The following is a 23373-nucleotide window of genomic DNA, read 5'->3' as shown; positions in this document are numbered from 1 at the left end:
CTCCTACATTGATCGAATACACCCACAATTAATCGGTGTAGGCAATCCCACGTAGGAGCTGCCGAAGGCTGCGATCTTTTGACTTTGCCATTACGAAGGATCGCTACCCAAAACCACATTCAACGCACTGCGCGCATCATCGAGTTGCACCAGCGTCGCATGCCGGGCCCCGAGGGCATCACGATTCTCGATGGCGGTCAGGATTGCCTTGTGCCGTGGCAGCGCCAGTTCATGCAGGTTCGGTCGCTGGTTGGAATGTTTCAAGGCTTCGGCGATGGCCACCGAGAGCATGTTGCACAGGTTGGCCAGCAAGTCGTTGTGCGTGGCATCGGCGATGCGACTGTGGAAGTCCAGGTCCGGCTGCAACAGCGCCTCCGGCGTCGGTGCGGCTTCCATGCGCTGGTAGGCCTCACCGATGGAGGCAATGTCCGCATCCGTGGCGAATTGCGCGGCTAGGGCGGCGGCAGCCGGTTCGATGATGCTGCGCACACTGGTCAGCAGGTCGAAAAACTGATTCTGCGGGCTGCTTTGCATCAACCAGTGCAGCACGTCCGGATCGAGCATGTGCCAGTCCTTGCGCGGCTTGACCACGGTCCCGACCCGCGGACGGGAATACACCAGGCCTTTGGCAACCAGGACCCGGGTGGCTTCACGCAGCACCGGCCGGCTGACCGCATATTCTTCGCACAACAGCGCTTCGGCGGGCAGTTTGTCGTCGGGCAGGAAACGTCCCGAGACGATCTGCATGCCCAGTTCCTGGACGATGCGCGAGTGCATGCTTTTGCGGTCGGAGGGTTTGCGGTAATCCATGGGGAACGACGCGGTCCTGTGCGAATAGGTGTCGCGCATGATAGCAGGCGCGGGAGGGATGGTCGTCAGAGCCGGGTTTGATACTGGCGCCGAACGACTGTAGGAGCGAGCTTGCTCGCGATGGACTTCAAGACGACGTTTGCTTTCAGACAGCACGCGTTATCGTTCACGTCCATCGCGAGCAAGCTCGCTCCTACAGGGGGAGGGTGGTGTCAGTGAGAGTGGCGCGGCACTTCAGCCCCGCGGCAACCGACCAGGAAGTCGAAGTCGCAACCCTGGTCCGCTTGCAGCACGTGGTCGATGTACAGCTGACGATACCCACCGACGATCAGGTTCTGTGGCGGTTGCAGATCGGCCATGCGTGCGGCCAGTTCGGCATCCGGAATATCCAGGTGCAAACGGCCGCTGGCACAATCGAGTTCGATCCAGTCGCCTTCTTTCACGGCGGCGAGCGGTCCACCGGCAGCGGCTTCCGGGGCAACGTGCAGGACAACAGTGCCGTACGCGGTGCCGCTCATGCGCGCGTCGGAAATACGTACCATGTCGGTCACGCCCTGGGCCAGCAGCTTGGCCGGCAGGCCCATGTTGCCGACCTCGGCCATGCCCGGATAACCCTTCGGCCCGCAGTTCTTCATCACCAGTATCGAGTTGGCATCCACGTCCAGTTCCGGATCGTTGATCCGCGCCTTGTACATGTCGAAGTTCTCGAATACCACTGCGCGGCCGCGATGCTGCATCAGTTCGGGCGTGGCGGCGGACGGCTTGAGTACCGCGCCCAGCGGTGCCAGGTTGCCGCGCAAGACACAGATGCCGCCGTCGGCGCGGATCGGGTTGTCGAGGGTGCGGATCACTTCGTCTTCGCCATAGATCGGCGCGTCCCTGGTGTTCTCGCCGATGGACTTGCCATTGACGGTCAAGGCATTCGGGTTCGGGATCAGGTTGGCTTCACCGAGGCGACGCAGCACGGCGGGCAAGCCACCGGCGTAATAGAACTCTTCCATCAGGAAACGCCCGGACGGTTGCAGGTCGACGATGGTCGGCATGCCGCGACCGATACGGGTCCAGTCATCCAGGTCCAGTTCCACGCCAATGCGCCCGGCAATGGCCTTCAGATGGATCACTGCGTTGGTTGAACCGCCGATGGCGGCATTGACGCGAATGGCGTTCTCGAAGGCCTCTTTGGTCAGGATCTTCGACAGCTTCAAGTCTTCGCGCACCATCTCCACGGCCCGCATGCCGGACATGTGTGCCAACACATAACGGCGCGCATCCACCGCCGGGATCGCCGCGTTGTGGGGCAGGGAAGTGCCGAGCGCTTCGGCCATGCAGGCCATGGTCGAGGCCGTGCCCATGGTGTTGCAGGTGCCGGCCGAGCGGGACATGCCGCCCTCGGCCGCGAGGAAATCGTCGATGCTGATGGTGCCGGCCTTGACCTGTTCGCTGAGCTGCCAGACCACGGTGCCGGAGCCGATGTCCTTGCCCTTGTGTTTGCCGTTGAGCATCGGCCCGCCGGTGACCACGATGGCCGGCACGTCGCAACTGGCGGCGCCCATCAGCAAGGCCGGGGTGGTTTTGTCGCAACCGGTCAGCAGCACCACGCCATCGATCGGGTTGCCGCGAATGGCTTCTTCGACATCCATGCTCGCCAGGTTGCGGGTGAGCATGGCGGTCGGGCGCAGGTTCGATTCGCCGTTGGAGAACACCGGAAACTCCACCGGAAAGCCGCCGGCCTCGATCACCCCACGTTTGACGTGCTCGGCAATCTGGCGGAAATGCGCGTTGCACGGGGTCAGTTCCGACCAGGTGTTGCAGATGCCGATGATCGGCTTGCCATGGAACTGGTGGTCGGCGATGCCCTGATTCTTCATCCAGCTGCGGTACATGAAGCCGTTCTTGTCGGCCGTGCCAAACCATTGGGCGGAGCGCAGGGTGGGTTTCTTATCAGACATGATCGATTCTCTTATTGTATGACTATATTGTTCGAGCTGAGGCGTAACATAAGCGCAAATTGCACTGTTTGGAAGTGTTGTTGGATAAATAGTATTACTATATAGTCGGCTCAAACGGAGGGATGGCCCTGGCGATTTTTCGCGAGAGGCGTCCCCCGAGGTTCCATAACAACAACAATCGGAGACCGATCTCATGAGCCAGGAACTGCGGCTTATCCGTCGCATTACGCTGAAACTGATTCCCTTCCTGATCCTGCTGTACCTGATCGCCTATGTGGACCGCTCTGCGGTGGGCTTCGCCAAACTGCACATGGGCGCTGACATCGGCCTGGGCGATGCCGCCTACGGTCTTGGCGCCGGGCTGTTCTTCATCGGCTACTTCCTGCTGGAAATCCCCAGCAACCTGATGCTCGACCGCTTCGGCGCACGGCGCTGGTTCGCGCGGATCATGATCACCTGGGGCGCCATCACCATCGGTATGGCCTTCGTCCAGGGGCCGAGCAGCTTCTATGTGATGCGCTTTTTGCTCGGCGCCGCCGAAGCCGGGTTCTTCCCGGGCGTTCTGTACTACATCACCCAATGGTTCCCGGTGCGCCATCGCGGCAAGATCCTCGGGCTGTTCATCCTGTCGCAACCCATCGCAATGATGATCACCGGCCCGGTGTCCGGTGGCTTGCTGGGCATGGACGGTGTGTTGGGGCTGCATGGCTGGCAGTGGCTGTTCATCGTCATCGGCACCCCGGCGATCCTGTTGACCTGGCCGGTGCTGCGTTACCTGCCCGACGGTCCGCAACAAGTGAAGTGGATGGACCAGGCGGAAAAGGACTGGCTGAGCACCGAATTGAAAAAGGACCTGGACGCGTACGGCCAGACCCGCCATGGCAATCCGCTGCACGCCCTCAAGGACAAACGCGTCCTGCTGCTGGCGCTGTTCTACCTGCCGGTGACCCTGAGCATCTATGGCCTGGGCTTGTGGCTGCCGACCCTGATCAAGCAATTCGGCGGCAGCGACCTGGTGACCGGTTTCGTTTCCGCGGTGCCGTACATCTTCGGGATCGTCGGCCTGCTGATCATTCCGCGCAGTTCCGACCGCTTGAACGACCGCTACGGTCACCTCGCCGTGCTTTACGTACTGGGTGCGATCGGCCTGTTCCTCAGCGCCTGGCTGTCGGTGCCGGTGCTGCAACTGGCGGCGCTGTGCCTGGTGGCGTTCGCGCTGTTTTCCTGCACTGCGGTGTTCTGGACCCTGCCGGGTCGATTCTTTGCCGGCGCCAGTGCGGCGGCTGGGATCGCCTTGATCAACTCGGTGGGTAACCTCGGTGGTTACCTCGGTCCATTCGTGATCGGCGCACTCAAGGAATACACCGGCAACCTGGCGTCCGGCTTGTATTTCCTCTCCGGGGTGATGGTGTTTGGCCTGATTCTGACTGGCGTCGTCTATCGCCTGCTGGAGCGCAAACACGTCCTGCCAGTCGATCAATTTGCAGCAAGTGCACGCTAATGCAATGTAGGAGTGAGCCTGCTCGCGATAGCGTCGGCACATCCAATGTTGTCGGCGACTGATACATCGCTATCGCGAGCAGGCTCACTCCTACAGGGATCTGCGGTGTTTTTGAAGGAATAGGAGAAATTTCATGCGTTTGGTTCAGTTCGAATTGAGTAACGGAGAACGCCGTGTCGGCGTGGTCGAGGCGGGGCTGGTCCGTGAAGTGCAGGACGCGCGCACCGTTCGCGATCTGGCGTTGGCGGCGATCGAGGCGGGCGCCAATCTTGAGCAACAGGTGCAAAGCCTGGGGCTGGGCATCAGCCACGACTATGCTGAACTGTTGACACAGCGGCGCATCCTGCCGCCCCTGGATCATCCGGACCCGGCGCACATGCTGGTCAGTGGCACGGGCCTGACCCATCTGGGCAGTGCATCGGCCCGGGACAAGATGCACCAGCAAAGTGGCGACGAATCGGCGATGACCGACACCATGCGCATCTTCAAATGGGGCGTGGAGGGTGGCAAACCGGCAGCAGATCAAGCCGGTGTGCAGCCGGAATGGTTCTACAAAGGCGATGGCAGCATCGTCGTCAGGCCGGGCCAGCCGTTTCCCCTGCCGCCGTTTGCCGAAGATGCCGGCGAAGAGCCGGAGATCGCCGGCCTGTACGTCATCGGTCGCGACGGTAAGCCGTATCGCCTGGGTTTTGCCGTGGGCAACGAGTTCTCAGACCACGTCATGGAACGCAAGAACTACCTGTATCTGGCCCATTCGAAACTGCGCAGCTGCAGCTATGGCCCGGAACTGCGGGTCGGCGAACTGCCGCAGCATCTGGCGGGCACCAGCCGCATCCTGCGCGACGGCGAGGTGCTATGGCAGAACGAGTTTCTCAGCGGCGAGGCGAACATGTGCCACAGCCTGGCCAACCTCGAATTCCATCATTTCAAGTACAGCCAGTTCCTGCGTCCCGGGGATGTGCACATTCACTTCTTCGGCACCGCGACCCTGTCCTTTGCCGACGGCATTCGCACGCAACCGGGTGACGTGTTCGAGATCACCCAGGCCGAATTCGGCGCGCCATTGATCAATGGCATCGCACCGGTTGCAGCGGCTTTCGAACCTGGCACCGTCGGCACACTTTGAGGACTTACCCATGACCCGGATTCTTGGTCACAACTACATTGGCGGCCAACGCAGCGCCGCCGGCAGCGTCAAGTTGCAGAGTTTCGATGCCACCACCGGTGAGGCATTGCTCCACGACTTTTATCAGGCGACCCCGCTGGAAGTCGATGCGGCGGCCAACGCGGCCGCCGCCGCGTACCCGGCCTATCGCAGTTTGAGTGCGGAGCGGCGGGCGCAGTTTCTCGAGGCCATTGCCGATGAACTGGATGCCCTCGGTGATGATTTTGTCGCCGTGGTCTGCCGCGAAACGGCGTTGCCGACGGGGCGAATACAAGGCGAGCGTGGACGTACCAGCGGACAGATGCGTCTGTTTGCCAAAGTCTTGCGTCGCGGTGATTTCTACGGTGCACGGATCGACCGGGCATTGCCGGAGCGTCAACCGTTGCCGCGCCCGGACCTGCGTCAATACCGTATCGGCCTCGGGCCGGTAGCGGTGTTCGGTGCCAGCAACTTTCCATTGGCATTCTCCACCGCTGGCGGCGATACCGCCTCGGCGCTGGCTGCTGGCTGCCCGGTGGTGTTCAAGGCCCACAGCGGTCACATGGCCACGGCCGAGCAGGTGGCCGATGCGATCATTCGCGCCGCCGAGAAAACCGGGATGCCGGCCGGGGTGTTCAACATGATCTACGGCGGCGGTGTCGGCGAGGCGCTGGTCAAGCATCCGGCGATAAAGGCGGTGGGTTTCACCGGTTCGCTCAAGGGCGGTCGAGCCTTGTGCGACATGGCCGCGGCCCGCGCGCAACCGATTCCGGTGTTCGCCGAGATGTCGAGCATCAACCCGGTGATCCTGTTGCCCCAAGCCCTGGAAGTGCGCGCAGAAAGCATCGCCCGTGACCTGACCGCGTCGGTGGTACAAGGCTGCGGTCAGTTCTGCACCAACCCAGGCCTGGTGATCGGTATTCGCTCGCCGCAGTTCAGCGCGTTCGTGCAGCAGGTCGCCGGGCTGATGGGTGATCAGCCAGCGCAAACCATGCTCAATGCCGGAACCTTGAGCAGCTATGGCAAAGGTCTGCAAAAACTGTTCGCTCATCCAGGCATCGAGCACCTCGCCGGCAGCCCGCAGCAAGGCAATCAGGCCCAACCGCAGCTGTTCAAGGCGGATGTCAGCCTGTTGCTCGACGGCGATGAAGTCTTGCAAGAAGAAGTCTTCGGCCCGACCACCGTGTTCGTCGAAGTCGTTGACCAGGCACAACTCAGTGCCGCATTGAACGCGCTGCACGGCCAGTTGACCGCCACCCTCATTGGCGAGCCGGAAGACTTCGAACAGTTCGCCGGGCTGACGGCTTTGCTGGAACAGAAGGTCGGACGCATCCTGCTCAATGGCTATCCGACGGGCGTTGAAGTCTGCGACTCGATGGTCCACGGCGGACCGTACCCGGCAACGTCCGATGCGCGCGGTACGTCGGTGGGCACCCTGGCTATCGATCGTTTCCTGCGCCCGGTGTGCTTCCAGAACTATCCGGACAATTTGCTGCCGGATGCGCTGAAGAACGGCAATCCGCTGCGTATCCAGCGACTGGTGGATGGGCAATCGTCCCGCGAGGCACTCTAGCGGCCGACCACAATCCCTGTAGGAGCGAGCCTGCTCGCGATAGCGGAACATCAGTCAACATTTAAATCGACTGGACTGCCGCCATCGCGAGCAGGCTCGCTCCTACAGGGGAGGTGGTGCATGAGCTATCATTGCGTCTTTCTCATTCAAAGATTGACTGCCATGACTTCCCCAACCGACACCTTGCTCAATGCCCTCGAACACTGCGGAATGGTAGAGATCGACGGGCTGCATGCCTTCGAATTCGCCCTCGACGAGGTCGATAACCTGCACATTGAATGCATGGATGGCCGTGCGGCCAAGCACTGGGAGTTCACCCCGGCACAGATCCAGGCCGCGACCTTCGACACCTCGCTGCAAAGCTGGTTGATCACCGGTGACTCGGGTGAACACCGTTTGGTGTGCCTGGGCGATGTCGTCGGTGGCGACAACGATGATGACGATCAAGGCGATGCGTAACCTCTGGCCACTGTTGATGGCCGGCAGCATCGGTGCGATGGGTGTCCAGATCGCATCCGCCGAAGACTATCAACTGCTCGTGGGCTCCTACACCGCCGGTCAAAGCCAGGGCATCTACCGCCTGGCTTTCGACAGCAGCACCGGGCAGATCGATGCGCGGCCCCTGCAAGTGATCAAAAGCGAAAACCCGTCGTGGCTGACCCTGTCGAAGGACCAGCGACACTTGTTCGTGGTCAACGAAAACGGCCCGGGCCAGACCGATCCGGTCGGGCGCGTCAGCAGTTACGCCATCGATCCCAAGACCCATGCGCTGAGCCTGATCAGCCAGGTACAAAGCCTGGGCAACGAGCCGACCCATTCCAGCCTCAGCACCGATGGCAGCCATTTGTTCGTCAGCAATTACTCGGTGGCCGAAGACCCGGGCGGCACCCTCGCAGTGATGCCGGTGGCGGCCGATGGCACGCTCAAACCGGTGGTGCAGATGAGCAGCCACCCGGCGAGCCGGGTCAACCCCGAGCGTCAGGCCTCGGCTCACGTGCATTCGGCCATCCCGTCACCGGATGGCCAATACGTGTTCGCAATCGATCTTGGTGCCGACAGGGTGTTTGCCTACCGCTTCGACCCCAAGGCCAACCCCGAACTGCCACTGACTCCGGTGACCCCGGCATTCGTGCAACTGCCGCCCGGTAGCGGACCGCGTCATCTGCTGTTCAGCGCCGATGGCAAACACGCCTGGCTGACCATGGAAATGAGCGCGCAAGTGGCGGTGTTCGATTACCACGACGGCCGACTCGAACAGACGCAGATGGTCGATCTGGCTGCCGGGCAACCCGTCTCGGAAAAAGCTGCGGCGGCGTTGCATGCCTCGGCTGACGGCAAGTTCCTCTACGTCAGCAACCGTGGCACGGCCAATCAACTGCTGGTGTTTGCCATCGATCCTGCCACCGGCCACCTCAACGAGCTGCAACGCCGGGCGGTGGAGGGCGATCACCCGCGGGAATTCAGCCTCGATCCGAGCGGCAAATTCCTGTTGATCGCCAATCAGAAGAGCAACCAGATTGTCGTCGTCGAACGCGATGCCAGGACTGGTCTGCTGGGCAAGACCGTGCAAAAACTGCCAATGGACGCCCCGAGCGACCTCAGGTTTCTGCTGCGTCAATAAGCCGCAGGCCCCGGTTGATGGGGCTTGCCTGCTTTTATCAATGGCGCTGATATCTGGTACTGCTACAAAGCATTTCAAGGCACGAACCCTCGAGGGTTAAGTTTGCTTCACGGCCCCACCGGGCAAGCAAGCCAACTGAATCCGAGGAATACCGCCATGAACTTCAACATCTTCTCTGTCATCGCCGCTTCCGCCATTTCTGCCACCGTTGCACTGCCAGCCAGTGCCAACGTTGAAATCAGCGACAAAAAAGCCCACACCCAGAGCTACGCCCCAAAATACCTGCAACAGAGCGCCAACTTCTACGCCGCGCTGGATCACAAAACCCAAGCCTGAGCGTTTACCCCTGCCTTTATGCAGGAGCGAAGTCACTGATGATCGAAGACCCTGGCGTTGAAAGCCAGAGTGTCGAAAACGATCAGAGTGATGTCGCTCCTGCATAACGCATTTACGACAGTATCAGTTTGCCACCAATGCTGTGCTTGATATCATATTGACATACGTTTAAATTGACGCTGATTTTTTGACTCCTCCTCACGGCAAGGATCAGCAGCATGGTGACGCGTCTGGCATTGGTTGTTCTTTTTCTCTATTCCACCCCCATTCTGTCGGCAGCCGACCCTGTTCCGGGTGAGCCGGAGGCTGCGCGCGAGCGCTTGATAAGTTTTATTGAAGAGTGAAATAGACTGGCTTAATGATCAATGAGGCTGATGGTTACTATGGATAACCCTGAGTGGTTACCCAGGCTTTTTTGATCGATTCTGTTGGCATTGAAACATGCCCGCGGAGAACATCATGGCCAGCGCAATTCTCACTTCTGCCAAATACGGCGCCTATGTGGCGATCGGTCTTTACCTTGCCATGGTGCTGCTGGTCAGCCTTTCGGCGCAGTCGCAATCCACCTTCGAAGCACCGATCCAGGTCGCTCATCCCGGCATCCAGTTTGAACACCGAGCGCAAAACGCGAGCGTCGATCAGGCTGAACTCGCGGGAGTCGTCGGCGCATGAAAGGGCACAGACTTTGGGTCATTGCGTTCCTGGCGTTCATGACCAACGGATCCTCCCTGCTGGGGATCGGCCAGGGCTCGGCAGGCTCGGTGGCACGGACCATCGAAGCCAACCACAACATCGCCCGCAACATCGAAAACGCCAGCGCCCAGGGCATGCTGACCGGCAATCCGCCGGTCAGGACAGAAGGGGTGGTGTTCGGGCCGTTCCAGGTGGATTGCTCAGCGATCGGGATGTGTGAGGTGTTGGCCTGAAGCCCCCCTCAACACAGTGTGCGGCGGCTTACTTGCGCATCACACCGGTAAACAAATCCGACTCCAGAAACCGCTGCAACCAGTCCTGCAACCGTCGATACGGCGTCTGCGCGAACCACTCGCGGTCGACATGGGCGAACTGGCGCACGAAGGGCATCAACGCTACGTCGGCCAGGCTTGGATGATCGGCCAGCAAGTAATCGCGTCCTTCCAGCAAGACCTCCAGCTTTTGCAGAAATACTTCGCCTTCGCCGCGATAAACCTCCATCGGCTGCTCGGGATAACGCTCGGCGTACTTGTAGCGATTCAAGTGGACCTTGAACTCCTGATCGTTCTGTTCGATCAGCGGGGCGATTTGCGCTGCTGCGACAGGATCAGCCTTGAGCAACCAGTCCTGCGGATCGTTCTGGGCCAGGGCCCAGCGCATGATGTCGAGGCTTTCGTCGATCACCCGGCCATCGGCGCTCAGTACCGGCACCGTGCCTTTGCCCGACAGCGCGAGCATTTCGGCGGGCTTGGCCTTCAGGCTGACTTCGACGATGACCACGGCCACTCCCGTATAACGCAGGGCCATGCGTGCGCGCATGGCGTACGGGCAGCGGCGGAAGGAATACAACGTGTTCATTTCACCTCCAGGGTGCTCAGGCCGTTGCCCTGGCGCTGGACCTGAATCTGCACGGGAATCCGTTCGTGCATTTCCTGCACGTGGGAAATCACCGCGACCTTGCGGCCCTGGGCCTGCAAGCCGTCAAGGGCGTCCATGGCCAGTTGCAGGGATTCCGGATCGAGGCTGCCGAAGCCTTCGTCGATGAACAACGATTCGATTTTCAGCGTGCTCGACGCCATCGATGCCAGACCAAGGGCCAGCGCCAGCGATACCAGGAAAGTCTCGCCACCGGACAGCGAATGCACCGAACGCAGTTCGTCGCCCATTTCGGTGTCCATCACCAGCAACCCGAGCATGCTGCCGCCACGCTTGAGGCGGTAGCGCCGCACCAGTTGGCGCAATTGCACGTTGGCGTGGTGCACCAGCAGGTCGAGGTTGTAGGCCTGGGCGATCTTGCGGAAGGTGTCGCCGGTGGCGGAGCCGATCAACGTATTCAAGCGTGCCCAGCGCTGGTATTCGCTATAGGCGTCGGCAATCTGCTGTGCCAGGGCCTGATTGGCGTTCTGCCGGCGCTGGTCCTCGGCCTGCTCGGCGCGCAGTTCGGCGCAGTGTTGCTCGTTGGTGGCGGCGAGGTTTTGCAAGTCGATCAAGGCACTGGCCAATTGCTCGGCATCGAGGTTGCCGTTGTGTTGCGCCTGATGATCGAGCAGGCGCTTGTCGCGCTCCTGCACCAGGACGCGGGCTTGCTCGATGGCTTTTTCGCTTTGCTGCAAGCGCTGGCGCAGTTCGCTGACCTGAGTGTCGTCAACCCGCAGAAGGTCTTCGAGGCCATCGTCATCCAGTTCGGGATGGCGGGCACGCCAGTCGCCGATCTTGCCGGCGAGCTCACGTTCTTCAGCTTCCAGTGCGTGCAAGCGTTCTTGCTGGGCATTCAGCTCGGCGGCGAGTTGCACAGACTGCGTGAGGACACTTTGCAGCGTCTGCGCGGTACTGGTTTCGGCGCTGCGCGCCTGTTCCACGGCCTGTTCCAGTTGCTGCTGCCAATGTTCGGCACTGCTGTGTTCGCCGAGTAATTGCCCGAGGGTGTGCTGGCTCGCCTGTTGCTGCTCGGCCAGCCCGGTGAACTGCTGTTCGGCGGCCTGCAATTGTTGCACGCGGTTTTGCTGGCGATCCTGTTCCTTCTCCAGATTTTGCTGGCGCTGTTGCTGCTCGGCCAGTTCTTCCTTTTGTTGCTCGACTTGCGCCAGGCGCTCGGCGATCTGCCGGTCGAGCTGCATGAAGGTCGCGGCCGGTTCGACGCGCAGCGCTTGCAGGGTCTCGGCTGGCAGCAGGCTGGCGAATGCCTTGAGTTCTTCGTCCAGACGCTGGCGGTCGTTGTCCAGTTCGCGTTGCTGGTTGCCCAGGTGCTGGGCCGCTTGCTGGTGCGCGGTTTCGGCATGACGCAGTTGTTGGGTCAGGCGCGCGGCATCCTGTTGCAGGGTGAGCAGCGCGCTTTGCCGTTGCTCGTCCTGGCTGATGCTCTGGTTGAGTTGGCTGTTTTGCTGGGTGAGCCAGGCGTCGCGTTTGACGGCGTCCTGATTCAGCAGTTGGGCAGCCAGCGGATGCGCTTCCAGACTTGGGGCGAGGGCTTGCTGTTGGGTCGCCAGATGCTCCTGCTGTTGCAGCAGTTCCTTTTGCTGGGCGATCAACCCGCCGACTTCGGCACGCAGGTCGGTGAGTTTTTCCTTGAGCAGGTCGACGGCCTTCTGGGCGTTGGCCTGTTCGCTTTCATCAAAACGGCCGAGGCTCTGCAGCAGGGCTTCGGGCTGATGATACGGATGCTCGTTGCTGCCGCACACCGGACATGGCTGATTGTCCTGCAACTGCGCGCGCAGCTCTTCGACACTGGCACTGCGCGCCAGACGCTGACGCTCCAGCAGTTCGCGAGTGACTTTGAGTGTCTGTTCGGCAACGCTCAGATCAACCTTGGCCTTGACCCCGTCCTGGGTCAGGCGTTCACGTTCCTGCTGCGCGGTGAGCAGACGTTGCTGCAGCTCGGCGCCGCGCTGGTCCAGTTCCTGCTGGCTGGCCCACAAGCGTGCAAGGTCTTCGACAGCGCGCAGTTGCTTGCGGTTGTCCTGCAACAGACTGCCCAGGATGCCGATCTGCTCGGCGACGGCATCCGGCTCGGCACCGGCCTCCTTGAACAGCACCTCCAGTTGTTGCTTCTGCGCGCTGAGCGTTTGTTCGGTGCTCGCGGCGTTTTGCTCAAGACTGGCCAGTTCGGCCTGGCCCTGATTCAACCGGTTACCGATCAACATCAACTGTTGCAGCCGATCGCGGTAGGCATTCCAGGCATCGCTCAACGGTGCCAGATGAGTGCTTTGTTCCAGCTCGGTGGCAATGCGCTGCAAGTCCCCGGCGCCACGGGTTTGCTGATCGAGCAAAGTCTGAATCGTGCTCTGGCCCTGGCTGCAGGCCTGCTCGGCATTTTGCTTTGCCTCGGCACTGAGGGCGGTGTCCTTGGCGAGGCGGGCGAGGGTGCTTTGCGCTTCGAAGGCCTGGCGCAGTAGCGGCGCACTGGCGGTTTGCCGTTGTTGCGCTTCGTTCAACGCGATCCGGGCGGCGCTAAGCTGTTGCTCGAGCTGCGTCTGACGCTCGCCGAGTTCGCCGTGCTGCTGCGTGTGCAAGGCAATCTGCGCCGCCAAGGGTGTCAGCAGCGCGTCGACCTCGGCTTTACGGGCGAACTGGTGCCGTTGCGGGGCCAGCTGTTCGAGGCGGGTGAGCCTCAAGCGCTCACTGGCCAGGGCCTCCCAGTGAGTCTGTGCCGATTGCAGTTGTTCGCTGGCAGCCAGATGTTCGTCCTGCAAGCGACGCAGGTCCTTGAGCCAGGTGTCCTGCAGTTCAAGTTGTTTGAGCTGCGCCTGCCGGGCCTTGAGTTGTTGCTGCGCCTGGTAGAAGCGCTCATCCAGTTCCGCGCGGGCTTCGGGTGACAGCGGCGTCACCCCGCTGGCCTGATCCTGCAGCAGCTTGTGCGCCTCGCGAGCCTCCTTGGTCTTGTCGAAGGCCCGACGACCGAGGCGGGTGTAGAGCGCGGTGTCGGTGAGTTTTTCCAGCAATTCGCTGCGGTCGTTGTCGTCGGCCTTGAGGAACGCGCTGAACTCGCTTTGCGCCAACATCACCGCGCGGGTGAACTGTTCGAAATTCAGCCCCAGCGCGGCTTCGAGCTGAGCCTTGTATTCGCCTTTCTGGCTGGCGAGCAATTGATCCTGATCGATGTCACGCAAGCTCTGGCGGCTGGCCTGCAACTTGCCGGCGGCCTTGTCCCGGGCGCGATTGGCTTCCCAGCGGGCGCGGTAACGACGGCCGTCGACACCGACGAAATCCACTTCCGCATAGCCATCACCCGTGCCACGACGCAGCAGGGTGCGCGGGTCGCCGGTAGCGATTTCGCCGTCGGCGTCCGGTACCTTGGCGTCGCGGCCGGTGTTGTTCAGGCGCGGTACGGCGCCAAATAGCGCCAGGCACAAGGCATCGAGCAGGGTACTTTTACCGGCGCCAGTAGGGCCGGTGATGGCGAACAGTCCGGCACTGGCCAGGGGTTCGGCGGTGAAGTCGATTTCAAAAGGCCCGGCCAGCGAGGCGAGGTTTTTCAGGCGGATCGCGAGGATTTTCATGGCTGTTCGCTCTCCATCTGCACGTCCTGCAACAGCTCGGCAAAGTCCTTGAGGGTCTGCTCGTCGACCTCGCTGCCGTAGTTGTCCTGCCAGGCGCGGCTGAACAGTTCCTGAGGCGTGAGCTGGTCCAGTTCGATCAGCGTGCCGCCTTCGTCGGCAGCGTCACGGCCGCCGTTGCCGGCGTACTCGGCGGCGATGCGCACCAGGCGCACGGCCTTGCCTTGCAGGGCGATTTCCACTTGATTGCGCAGGTCGGGCTGCGGCTCGTCGAGGCGCACCCGCACCTCCAGCCATGGCTGGCGCTGGATCTCGGCCAACAGGTCGATGTTCGGCAGGTCCGCCAGTTGCAGCAGGATCTCGCTCAATGGCGCCGGGCCGATGCGTTGCAGGTTGACCGCGCGGGGGATCAGCTTCGGCTCGACGCTGAGCAGGGTCTCGCCGTCGAGCTTGATGTCGAGAATCTGGTGCTGATAGCTGATCTCGGAGAACGACAGCGGGATCGGCGAGCCGCTGTAGCGGATGCGCTCCTCGCCGTTGACCTTCTGCGGTTTGTGCAGGTGACCCAGGGCGACATAGCTGATGCTCGGCCCGAACAGGCTGGCGGGCAGGGCTTCGGCATTGCCGATGATCAGGCTGCGCTCGGAGTCTTCCGACACCGAACCGCCGGCCATGTGCGCGTGGCTGATGGCGATCAGTGCCTGACCCGGCTGGCGCTTGGCATTGGCCGCTTCGATCAGCCACTCGTGCACCTGGCCGATCCCGCGCAGGTAGTCGTCGCCCAAATGCGCGCCGGTGACTTCCGCCGGGCGCAGGAACGGCAGCGCCAGGCACCAGCCGGCGACTTCACCACTGGCATCCGGCAAGGGCAGCAGCAGGCGTTCGGCATCCAGTTGCCCGTCGTCGAGCCACAGCACGCGGCCCAGCGCATGGGTGCGCAAACGCCGCATCAAGGGTGCGGGCAGTTCGATCCGCGAACCGGAGTCGTGGTTGCCGGCGATCATCACGATGGTTAGCGACGGCTGTTGCTCGTGGGCGCTGACGATGAAGTCGTAGAGGCGTTCCTGGGCTTTGACCGGCGGATTGACCGTGTCGAAGATATCGCCGGCGATCAACAGCACATCCGGTTGATCCAGTTTCAGCTGGCGCAACAGCCAGTCGAGAAAACAGCCGTGTTCAAAATCGCGATCCTGGCCGTGCAGGTTCTGCCCGAGGTGCCAGTCGGAGGTGTGAAACAAGCGCAAGGCGGACTCCGCTACAAAATAGGAATGGCCGCGGGAAAAATGAAGGCGGCGAAAGGGGGGAGAGTTTACTGGCAAACAGAACAGGTTGCTGAATGCCTTTGCTCATACAGGTCTGGAGCAGTCCCCCAATACTTCAAACACCCGTGCCTGTAGGAGCTGGCTTACCAGTGAAGGCGGCCCGGAAGCCTGCACAATATCTGCCAGAGCTTCGCCGGCAAGCCGGCTCCTACAGGTTTGGCGTGATCCTCTGTCCGGCGTTACTTCGGATAAAGCGGCGGCAACCCACTGTCACCGACCGGATCCTGCACCCGTTCGGTAATCGGGATCGCCTTGATCACCCGCCACAACTCGTCACCTTGCCAGTACTGGCCGGTTTCGCTGTACAGCGCGCCGTTCAGGCCGTCGAGGGCGTTGGACAGTGGCACGAAGCGGGCGGCCATGTCGGCCAGGGTTTCCGGCTGTTGGCGGGCCCAGGCGTCGAGGGCCTGGCGGGTGGCGTGGGAGTCGTTGGCCTGGCAGGCGCGCTTGAGGTCGTCGAGTACGGTGCGCGGGCTCGGGCCGGTTTGAGCGACACGCGCCACCGCCGGTTGCCAGCGGCCACGCCACCAGAGGCCGAAGCCGAGCAGGGTGGTGCAGGCCAGGATCAAGGTGCTGAGCTTCCAGCGCCAGAGCGCTTCGCTGTCGGCGCTGGCATCGATCGGTGAGGCGCCGGCAGGCGTGTCGACCACCAGGCTCGGATTGGCCGCCACGTGCAGCGTGCGAGCGGGCAGGCTGCTGCGTTCCAGATGGTCTTCGAAGGTGTTCCACCAGACCAGGTCGACGGTGGGCAACTCGATGACGCCGGTCCGTGTCGGCACCAGGGCCTCGCGGTCTTCACGACTGCCGACCAGGCCGCGTTCGCTGTTCTGGTTGCCGAGCACCGGTTGATCCGGGTAGCGGCGCAGGCCGCCGACATCGGTGCCGGGCAGTGGTGGCAGTTGGGTGCTGGACAAGCCTTCGGCCGTCACTGTCAGGCTGCGGGTCAGTGAATCACCGACCTGGGTGTGATCCGGCTCCGGGTTCCAGCTTTCGCTCAGGCTCAGGCTGCGCGCAGGCAGCCAGGGTGCGTCGGCCGGATAGGTGATGGGTTTGGCCTTGACCGTCAACAGCAGTTCGGTCGAGGTAACGGGCATCAACTTGCCGGATTTCGCCCCTTGGGTGGCGTCCTGTGCTGGTTGCGCATCGACCAGCGCGGCGTTGAAGACCTGTGCCGGAATGATCAGTTCGCCGCTGTGTTGCGGGTAGATCGCATAGCGCATTTCGATCACGCCGTGGCGCTGACCATCGATGTCTTTTTCATAGGTGCGTGAGTCGCCCAATTGCTCGATGCGCGCATCAGGTATCTGCAAGGGTGGCAGGCTGCTGTCGTCGTACAGCGACACCGAATGGTAGATACGCAGGGTCAGGACTGCCTGGGCCTGTACGTACACGCTGGTTTGATCGAGGCTGGCATCGATGAACACCGGGGCCCGGTTGTTCGGGTTGTCCGGTGTTTCGCTCTCGACCACTTGCAGGGTGATCGGCTGGCTCTGCAGTTCGCCCAGTTGCAGTGGCGGAATCACCACGCTGCCGTTTTGCCGGGGCAGGAGGGTGACGATCCACCGCGTGGCGGCCTGGTTTTCGCCGCTGAGGGTGTTCAACTGGTTGACCTGGCGTGTGCCGCGCACTTCGAACAACGGCTCCAGCGGTGCCAGGTCGGGTTTGCCGAACTGAGTGACATCGGTGGACTCCAGGGTCAGCTCGACCGTCTCGCCTGAGCTGAGGCGACTGCGGTCCACACTGGCGACCAGCTCTGCTGCCTGCGCCTGGGCGGTGCAGAACAACAGGCCATGCAACAGTGCAAGCAATAAAACGGTGAAGCGGGTCATCGAGTTTCTTCCTGATCCTGATGTTGTTGCTGTTCGTACCAGAATTTGCGCCTGAGCAGTTCACCAGGGTCATCCGGAATCTGCCGCAGCCATTGCTCCAGTGCCTGGCGCTGTTCACCTTCGATGCCGTCGGTGGCCGGGCGCAAGGGTGGTGTCGTGTGTTGTTCGTCACCCAGTTCGCTGCCTGGTACTTCATTGGTCCCCGGTTTCGGTGGTGTGGTGGGCGGTTGTCGCTCACCCGCGCTGGGCGGTTGCCCTTCGTCGCTGTTCGAGGGTTGGGCAGCAGCACCGGGCGGTGGTTCCTGCGATTCGGCTTCGGGCCGGGCGTTGCTGGCGGCGTCTGGCTCAGGAGGGGGAGGAGTGTTTTTCTCCTTGAGCAGACGTTCCACCAGCGCCTTGTTGGTCAGTGCCGGACGCAAATCAGGTTGACGTTCCAGTGCCTGTTCGTAAGCGTCCAGGGCGGCCTCCAGCTCACCACTTTTGGCCAGGGCGTTGCCCCGATTGTAGTGGGCATGGGCATCGTTGCCCTCGGCAAACCGCTCGGCGGCGCCGACGTAGTCTCCGGCTTCATAGAGCGCCACGCCTTGCCACTGATGGTCCTCGAAGCGCCGGGCGGCCTCGGCCGGACGCTTGTGTTTGAGTAATTGCACGCCTTGTTGATCAGGACGCAGCCACAGGTCTGCGAGGTCGAAGGCATAGCCGGGTTGCGGTAGCGCCAATAGCAGCGGCAGGCACAGCAACCAACCACGACGTCCTGCGCAGGCCGCGAGCAGCAACAGTGGCAGCAGCAGCCAGTAACCCTGGTCGGCCCAGGTATCGAGGCGCAAGGTCTGACCGTCGTTGCGCAAATTGCGCGGACCGTCGAGCAGGCCAAGGGCGTGCAGGTCGCTATCGTCCAGGCGCGCCTGGCGAAAGCGTCCATCCAGGTCGTTGGCAAAACCTTTCAGGCCGGGCTCGTCGAGGCGCGACACGAGAATGGCGCCTTGTTCATCCTTGAGGAAACTGCCGTCCTCCTGGGTGATGGGTGAGCCTTCGGCAGTGCCGATGCCGAGCATCAGAAACCGGGTCGATTTGCCGTTCAGCGCGCGACGGATGCCCAGCCGCTCTGGTTCGGTCAGGGACGAACCCATCAGCAGGATCCGACCGTCGCCCAAGGCAGCTTGTTCGAGCAGCGCCAGGGCCTTGAGTACCGCCAGATCGGCGCGATGACCGGGCTCTGGCATCAACGACGGTTTCAGTGCATCCAACAGGTTGCGGCTGGTGGAAAGGTCATCTGAAAGCGGTACCAGCGTGTGGGCACTGCCGGCGTAGACGACAATGGCGGTTTGCGCGTCGCTGCGGATCTGCAGCAGGTCGTACAGCTTGCGCCGGGCCTGTTCCAGCCGATTGGGCGTGACGTCGGTGGCGAGCATTTCCGGGGTCAGTTCAAGAACCACCACCAACGGGTCCGCGGGTTTCTGGCTGGTTTGCTCGACGCGTTCCCAACCCGGGCCCAACAGCGCGAGCACGGTCAACAGCCACGCCACGCCGAGCGCGACCCAGGGCAGTTTACTGTCGCGACCACTGCCGCCGCTGAGCAGTGCCGAGTGAAAGGCCGGCGGCAGGATCATCTGCCAGCGCCCGGCGCGCTTCTTGCGGTGCCAGAGTTGCCAGAGCAACCAGCCAAGCAGCGGCAGCAACAGTAGCCACCAGGGCCGGAACCAGTAAGGCCACAGCGCACTCATCGGCGCCTCCGCAGACGCAGGCGTTTAAGACGCTGGCGCCAGTCGGGCAGCAATTGCGTTTGCAAATACAGATCCTTGGTAAACAGGCGTTGCAACGGGTTGTCCGGCCAGAGTACGGGAACCACCAGCAGTATGCTCAAGCACAGCGCCAAGGCGAGCGGCCAGTGATACAACGATTGAGTCGGGCGGGCCTGGGTGGGTTGTTGGGCCACGGGCTCCAGTTGGTCAAGGGTGTCCTTGATCGATTGCAGTTCCTTGCCATCGTGGGCGCGGAAATACCGGCCACCGGTGGCTACGGCGATGGCTTTCAGGGACGGCTCGTCGAGGTCCAGGCTCGGATTGACACCGAGGAACCCCACGGAGCCACTTTGTTCCGGATCGGCACCGATGCCGATCGGGTAGATTTTCACACCTTCTTGGGCCGCCAGTCGGGCGGCGGTGAGCGGATCGATTTCACCGCCATTGTTGGCACCGTCGGTGACCAGTATCAGCACGCGGCTTGTTGCCGGGCGCAAACGCAGGCGTTTGAGGGCCAGACCGATAGCATCGCCGATGGCGGTGTTTTTGCCGGCAATGCCGATGCGCGCTTCGTCGAGCCAGACGCGTACGGTGTGGCGGTCGAAGGTCAGCGGTGCCTGCAGGTAGGCCCGGCTGCCAAACAGGATCAGGCCGACGCGGTCACCTTCGCGACTTTCGAGGAAGTCGCCGAGCAGGTGCTGGACCAACGACAGTCGACTCATATCTTCGTCCTGCCACTGCATGTCAGGGAAATCCATGGAGCCGGAAACGTCCACCGCGACCAGCAGATCGCGACCGCTGGCGGCGATCGGCAAGGGTTCGCCGAGCCACTGCGGGCGCGCCGCCGCGACCAGCAGTAACAGCCACAGCAGAATGAACGGCGTCTGTTGGCGCCATGCCGGCAGGTTGGCCCGGGCGCGACGTCCGGCGAGGCCTTCGAGATCGCTCAGGAAGCTGACCTTGAGTGCCGGTTCGCCACTGTCGGCCACCGGCAATACGATGCGCATCAGCCACGGCAGCGGCAGCAGGGCAAAAATCCACGGCCAGGCAAATTCAAACATGCTTGCGAATCCATGTGTCGACGGCTTGGGTCAGGCCGGCGATCGCCTTGTCGTCGAGCTTGCATTCGGGTTTGTAGGCGCCTTCCACAAGCACCATCCAGCGAGTCAGCCCGGCCGCCGGGCAGCGGTTGTCGAGGAACGCCAGCCATTTGCGGCCGTTGAGGGTATGGCTCTGGCTGTAGGGGTAATGGTTGCGGCACAGGCGTTTGAGCAAGCCGTTGAGTTGCTGCAGCCAGGCACCGGCTGGCGCACCGTCGTAGGGTTTGGGCATCAAGGCCAGCTCCGCCAGGGCGGCAAGGCGCACCGGGTCAAGCGGCTGTTCAGCACGTACCACCGGGCGCTTGTCCGGAATGAAGCGACGCAGCTTCCACAGGCCAAAACCGATCAGTGGCACCAATAAAAGCAGCAACCACCAACCCGGTGCCGGAGGCCAGAATTCCACCGGTGGCGGGGATATCAGGGGTTGCAGTTGATCAAGGCTGCTCATCGACCTTTCCCTGGTTTCTGTGGGTTCAGGTACTCGCGCAGTTGCTCGACCATTTCGCTCTGGGTACTCAGTGGCATCAGCAAGACGCGCAGTTTCTGCGCGAGCAGCTCCCAGCGCGCGATGCGTGCTTCGGCCTGGGCCCGGTAAGTCTGGCGCAGGTCGAAATTCAGCGTATCGAGTTCCAGTTGCGCTCCGCGCTCGGCGAAACGTAAAAGTCCCGCGGCGGGCAGGGCATGATCCAGCGGGTCGGACACCGGCAGCAGCAACAGGTCGCAATGACGCGATAACAGGCTCAGCTGTTGCTCGGCGCTTTCCGATAGCGCGCGTTCATCGCAAATCACAATCACCAGGCTGCCCGGGCGGGACACTTCCCGGGCGCGGCGCAGGGCGATACCAAAGGCATCACGGTCCGGCTCGCTTTCGCTGTTCAGCGACTGATTGACCCGCACCAGCCGGTTGAGCAGCTGCAGCAGGCTTTGCTTGCTGCGCCGAGGCTTGATTTCGTAGTGCTGATTGTCGCCATACACCAGCCCGCCGACCCGGTCGTTATGCCCCAGGGCTGCCCAACCGATCAGGCTCGCGGCCTGTGCGGCGAGCACTGACTTGAACATCAGGCCCGAGCCAAAAAACAGGCGATGGCTTTGTTCGACCATGATGAAAATCGGCCGCTCACGTTCTTCGTGGAACAGCTTGGTGTGAGGCTCCTGGGTGCGTGCGGTCACGCGCCAGTCAATGGTGCGCACATCGTCGCCGGCCTGATAGACCCGCACCTGATCGAAGTCCACACCACGGCCGCGCAATTTGGAATGGTGCAGGCCGATCAGCGGGCTGCGTTGGCTCGGCGTGGAAAACAGCTGCACTTCGCGCACGCGATGGCGCATCTCGATCAGGTCGGCGAGGCTGACACGGATGCCCGGCTCGGGCGGCAGGCTGGCTTTCATCGGGGTCAAGCGACGGCTACGACGTCGAGAATCCGCTGGACCACCCGGTCCTGGTCGATGCCAGCGGCTTCGGCTTCAAAGGAAAGAATGATGCGATGGCGCAGCACGTCGAACAGCACGGCCTGTATGTCTTCCGGGCTGACGAAGTCGCGCCCGGCCAGCCAGGCGTGGGCGCGGGCGCAGCGGTCCAGGGCAATCGAACCGCGCGGGCTGGCGCCGTAGGCGATCCACTCGGCCATTTCCGGATCGAACTTGGCCGGGGTGCGGGTGGCCATGACCAGTTGCACCAGGTATTCCTCCACGGCGTCGGCCATGTACAAGCCGAGGATTTCCTTGCGTGCGGCGAAGATCGTCTGTTGGGTAACCCGACGCTCAGGCTTCGCTTCGCCGTTCAGGGCTTCGCCACGGGCCTGTTGCAGGATCTTGCGTTCAACCGTCGCGTCCGGGAAACCGATTTTCACGTGCATCAGGAAGCGGTCGAGCTGGGCTTCGGGCAGCGGGTAGGTGCCTTCCTGCTCGATAGGGTTCTGCGTGGCCATCACCAAAAACAAGGGCGACAGTTCATAGGTGCTGCGTCCGACACTGACTTGCCGCTCGCCCATGGCTTCGAGCAAGGCCGACTGAACCTTGGCCGGGGCGCGGTTGATTTCGTCCGCCAACACCAGGTTGTGGAAAATCGGGCCTTGCTGGAACACGAAACTGCCGGTTTCCGGGCGGTAGATTTCCGTACCGGTAATGTCGGCCGGCAACAGGTCAGGGGTGAACTGGATACGGTGGAACTGGGCTTCGATGCCTTCGGCGAGTTCTTTGATGGCCTTGGTCTTGGCCAGGCCAGGGGCGCCCTCGACCAGCATGTGGCCGTCGGCGAGCAGGGCGATGAGCAAGCGCTCGATGAGTTTTTCCTGGCCGAGAATCTGCGTTGAAAGAAAGGTTCGCAGCGCGAGTAGCGCTTCACGATGTTCCATCGATGACTGTTCCTGCAAAAGGGTGGCCGAGGACGTTCGAAGTACGCCAGGGCCGGGGGCGTTACTTTAATCCATCGCAGGGGGCGCCGACTAACGGCATTTTGCGCAAAGTGCGGGAAATGATTGGGGCAATTGCTGGATTTTTGTAGCAGGGGAGTGATTGGGTGGCTGTACCGGCCTCATCGCGAGCAGGCTCACTCCTACATTGACGGTGTACGACGATCAACTGTAGGAGTGAGCCTGCTCGCGATGAGGGCAGATCAAACACCTCAAATCTGGCTGATAAAGGTACCAGTACCCTTAAGAATGTTCTGCAAGGTCACTTCCACTTCAGCCAGATCCACCATGTCCGGATTGAAGGTGATCTCCAGCACATCATCCCCATTCAGCACATCAGCATCCGCCGCCGCAATTTCAATCTTCAGCAGAGTAGGGCTGAGCGTGACTTTCACGCCATCGAGCGTCGAAGGCTCGCCGTCGAGGGTGATTTCCAGCTCGTCTTCATCGGGGTAGCGGCTCATCAGGAACATTTCGCCCTGGTCGCTGTGGCAGCAGAGCATGGCCATGTTGTCTTCTTCGTCGTCGCAAGGGTTGACGATCAAGAGGGCGGTTTTCATTTTCATGGGAAATTCCTGGCCCGGCGGGCGTGGTAAACGCAACAAAGGGCGATTTTGCCAGCCCGCGAAGATTTCTGCTCGTCCGAGTGTCAAAGACCCGGTCGTGGACGGAGAGAGTGTTACTGGTCATTTCTGGTACGCATGTCCCGTAAAACCGGACGAAAAACCGTCATTTTTCTGTGCGAATGCTAGTGTTGTTCGATGCGCGTGCCTTGAGCTGCGTACCGATGACCGAATATGTCGCAGCACCGCAAGCATGGGCCTTGCCGCACTCGTTAAGCTGCGCAAC

Annotated in this window: 21 protein-coding genes; 9 read left to right on the top strand and 12 right to left on the bottom strand. The window is 62.0% G+C overall.

Features of this window, described 5'->3' with window-relative positions; genetic code table 11:
• Positions 1 to 90: 90 nt before the first annotated feature.
• A complete protein-coding gene (locus C8K63_RS06095; protein ID WP_158273935.1) occupies positions 91 to 810 on the bottom strand; it encodes a FadR/GntR family transcriptional regulator in 720 nt (239 codons plus the stop codon).
• Between the two features lie 212 nt (positions 811 to 1022).
• Positions 1023 to 2759, bottom strand: coding sequence for an IlvD/Edd family dehydratase (locus C8K63_RS06090; RefSeq protein WP_056727612.1), 1737 nt, complete (start codon positions 2757 to 2759; stop codon positions 1023 to 1025).
• A gap of 193 nt (positions 2760 to 2952) precedes the next feature.
• On the opposite strand from C8K63_RS06090, the gene C8K63_RS06085 reads away from it, so the two are divergent.
• From C8K63_RS06085 to C8K63_RS06050, 9 genes are all read left to right on the top strand, one after another.
• On the top strand, positions 2953 to 4260 hold the full coding sequence (locus tag C8K63_RS06085; protein ID WP_108215869.1) for an MFS transporter: 1308 nt from the start codon (positions 2953 to 2955) through the stop codon (positions 4258 to 4260).
• Between the two features lie 133 nt (positions 4261 to 4393).
• A complete protein-coding gene (gene araD1 / locus C8K63_RS06080; RefSeq protein ID WP_108215868.1) occupies positions 4394 to 5386 on the top strand; it encodes an AraD1 family protein in 993 nt (330 codons plus the stop codon).
• 10 nt (positions 5387 to 5396) lie between these two features.
• Positions 5397 to 6977, top strand: a complete 1581-nt coding sequence (locus C8K63_RS06075) for an aldehyde dehydrogenase (NADP(+)) (protein ID WP_108215867.1) — start codon at positions 5397 to 5399, stop codon at positions 6975 to 6977.
• Positions 6978 to 7097: 120 nt separating this feature from the next.
• Complete coding sequence (locus C8K63_RS06070) at positions 7098 to 7436, top strand: DUF5629 family protein (protein ID WP_108215866.1); 339 nt, start codon at positions 7098 to 7100, stop codon at positions 7434 to 7436.
• Positions 7429 to 8598: a lactonase family protein gene (locus C8K63_RS06065; protein WP_108216086.1), complete on the top strand. Its 1170-nt coding sequence runs from the start codon at positions 7429 to 7431 to the stop codon at positions 8596 to 8598. The genes C8K63_RS06070 and C8K63_RS06065 overlap by 8 nt, the downstream gene beginning before the upstream one ends.
• A 156-nt stretch (positions 8599 to 8754) precedes the next feature.
• Complete coding sequence (locus C8K63_RS06060) at positions 8755 to 8934, top strand: hypothetical protein (RefSeq protein ID WP_108215865.1); 180 nt, start codon at positions 8755 to 8757, stop codon at positions 8932 to 8934.
• 218 nt (positions 8935 to 9152) lie between these two features.
• Entirely contained in the window at positions 9153 to 9278 is a 126-nt protein-coding gene (locus C8K63_RS30735) for a hypothetical protein (RefSeq protein WP_256594902.1), read from the top strand.
• Between the two features lie 115 nt (positions 9279 to 9393).
• Positions 9394 to 9606 carry a hypothetical protein gene (locus tag C8K63_RS06055; protein WP_108215864.1) on the top strand — a complete coding sequence of 71 codons (213 nt, stop codon included), beginning with the start codon at positions 9394 to 9396 and terminating at the stop codon, positions 9604 to 9606.
• Entirely contained in the window at positions 9603 to 9860 is a 258-nt protein-coding gene (locus C8K63_RS06050) for a hypothetical protein (RefSeq protein ID WP_108215863.1), read from the top strand. The genes C8K63_RS06055 and C8K63_RS06050 overlap by 4 nt, the downstream gene beginning before the upstream one ends.
• A 28-nt stretch (positions 9861 to 9888) precedes the next feature.
• On the opposite strand, the gene C8K63_RS06045 is transcribed toward C8K63_RS06050, so the two are convergent.
• The 10 genes from C8K63_RS06045 to C8K63_RS06000 all read right to left on the bottom strand — a co-directional run bounded on the left by C8K63_RS06045 (position 9889) and on the right by C8K63_RS06000 (position 23090).
• Positions 9889 to 10485, bottom strand: coding sequence for a glutathione S-transferase (locus C8K63_RS06045; RefSeq protein WP_108215862.1), 597 nt, complete (start codon positions 10483 to 10485; stop codon positions 9889 to 9891).
• Complete coding sequence (locus C8K63_RS06040; protein WP_108215861.1) at positions 10482 to 14123, bottom strand: AAA family ATPase; 3642 nt, start codon at positions 14121 to 14123, stop codon at positions 10482 to 10484. Before C8K63_RS06040 ends, C8K63_RS06045 begins: the two co-directional genes overlap by 4 nt.
• Positions 14120 to 15364 carry an exonuclease SbcCD subunit D C-terminal domain-containing protein gene (locus C8K63_RS06035; RefSeq protein ID WP_108215860.1) on the bottom strand — a complete coding sequence of 415 codons (1245 nt, stop codon included), beginning with the start codon at positions 15362 to 15364 and terminating at the stop codon, positions 14120 to 14122. Before C8K63_RS06035 ends, C8K63_RS06040 begins: the two co-directional genes overlap by 4 nt.
• A 257-nt stretch (positions 15365 to 15621) precedes the next feature.
• Positions 15622 to 17271: a BatD family protein gene (locus C8K63_RS06030; RefSeq protein ID WP_108215859.1), complete on the bottom strand. Its 1650-nt coding sequence runs from the start codon at positions 17269 to 17271 to the stop codon at positions 15622 to 15624.
• Positions 17268 to 18995: a VWA domain-containing protein gene (locus C8K63_RS06025; RefSeq protein ID WP_108215858.1), complete on the bottom strand. Its 1728-nt coding sequence runs from the start codon at positions 18993 to 18995 to the stop codon at positions 17268 to 17270. Before C8K63_RS06025 ends, C8K63_RS06030 begins: the two co-directional genes overlap by 4 nt.
• Positions 18992 to 20074, bottom strand: coding sequence for a VWA domain-containing protein (locus tag C8K63_RS06020; protein WP_108215857.1), 1083 nt, complete (start codon positions 20072 to 20074; stop codon positions 18992 to 18994). The genes C8K63_RS06025 and C8K63_RS06020 overlap by 4 nt, the downstream gene beginning before the upstream one ends.
• Positions 20067 to 20561: a DUF4381 domain-containing protein gene (locus C8K63_RS06015; RefSeq protein WP_108215856.1), complete on the bottom strand. Its 495-nt coding sequence runs from the start codon at positions 20559 to 20561 to the stop codon at positions 20067 to 20069. Before C8K63_RS06015 ends, C8K63_RS06020 begins: the two co-directional genes overlap by 8 nt.
• Positions 20558 to 21502 (bottom strand): DUF58 domain-containing protein, encoded by a 945-nt coding sequence (locus C8K63_RS06010; RefSeq protein WP_108215855.1) that lies wholly within the window; start codon positions 21500 to 21502, stop codon positions 20558 to 20560. Before C8K63_RS06010 ends, C8K63_RS06015 begins: the two co-directional genes overlap by 4 nt.
• 5 nt (positions 21503 to 21507) lie before the next feature.
• A complete protein-coding gene (locus tag C8K63_RS06005; protein ID WP_108215854.1) occupies positions 21508 to 22467 on the bottom strand; it encodes a MoxR family ATPase in 960 nt (319 codons plus the stop codon).
• A gap of 269 nt (positions 22468 to 22736) precedes the next feature.
• Positions 22737 to 23090 (bottom strand): hypothetical protein, encoded by a 354-nt coding sequence (locus C8K63_RS06000; RefSeq protein ID WP_108215853.1) that lies wholly within the window; start codon positions 23088 to 23090, stop codon positions 22737 to 22739.
• Between the last annotated feature and the right edge of the window lie 283 nt (positions 23091 to 23373).

Origin of the sequence: Pseudomonas sp. GV085 (genome assembly GCF_003050925.1) — a bacterium.
Taxonomy (GTDB): domain Bacteria; phylum Pseudomonadota; class Gammaproteobacteria; order Pseudomonadales; family Pseudomonadaceae; genus Aquipseudomonas.
The sequence above is the reverse complement of the archived record's forward strand: the minus strand, read 5'-3'. Positions and strand labels throughout refer to the sequence as shown.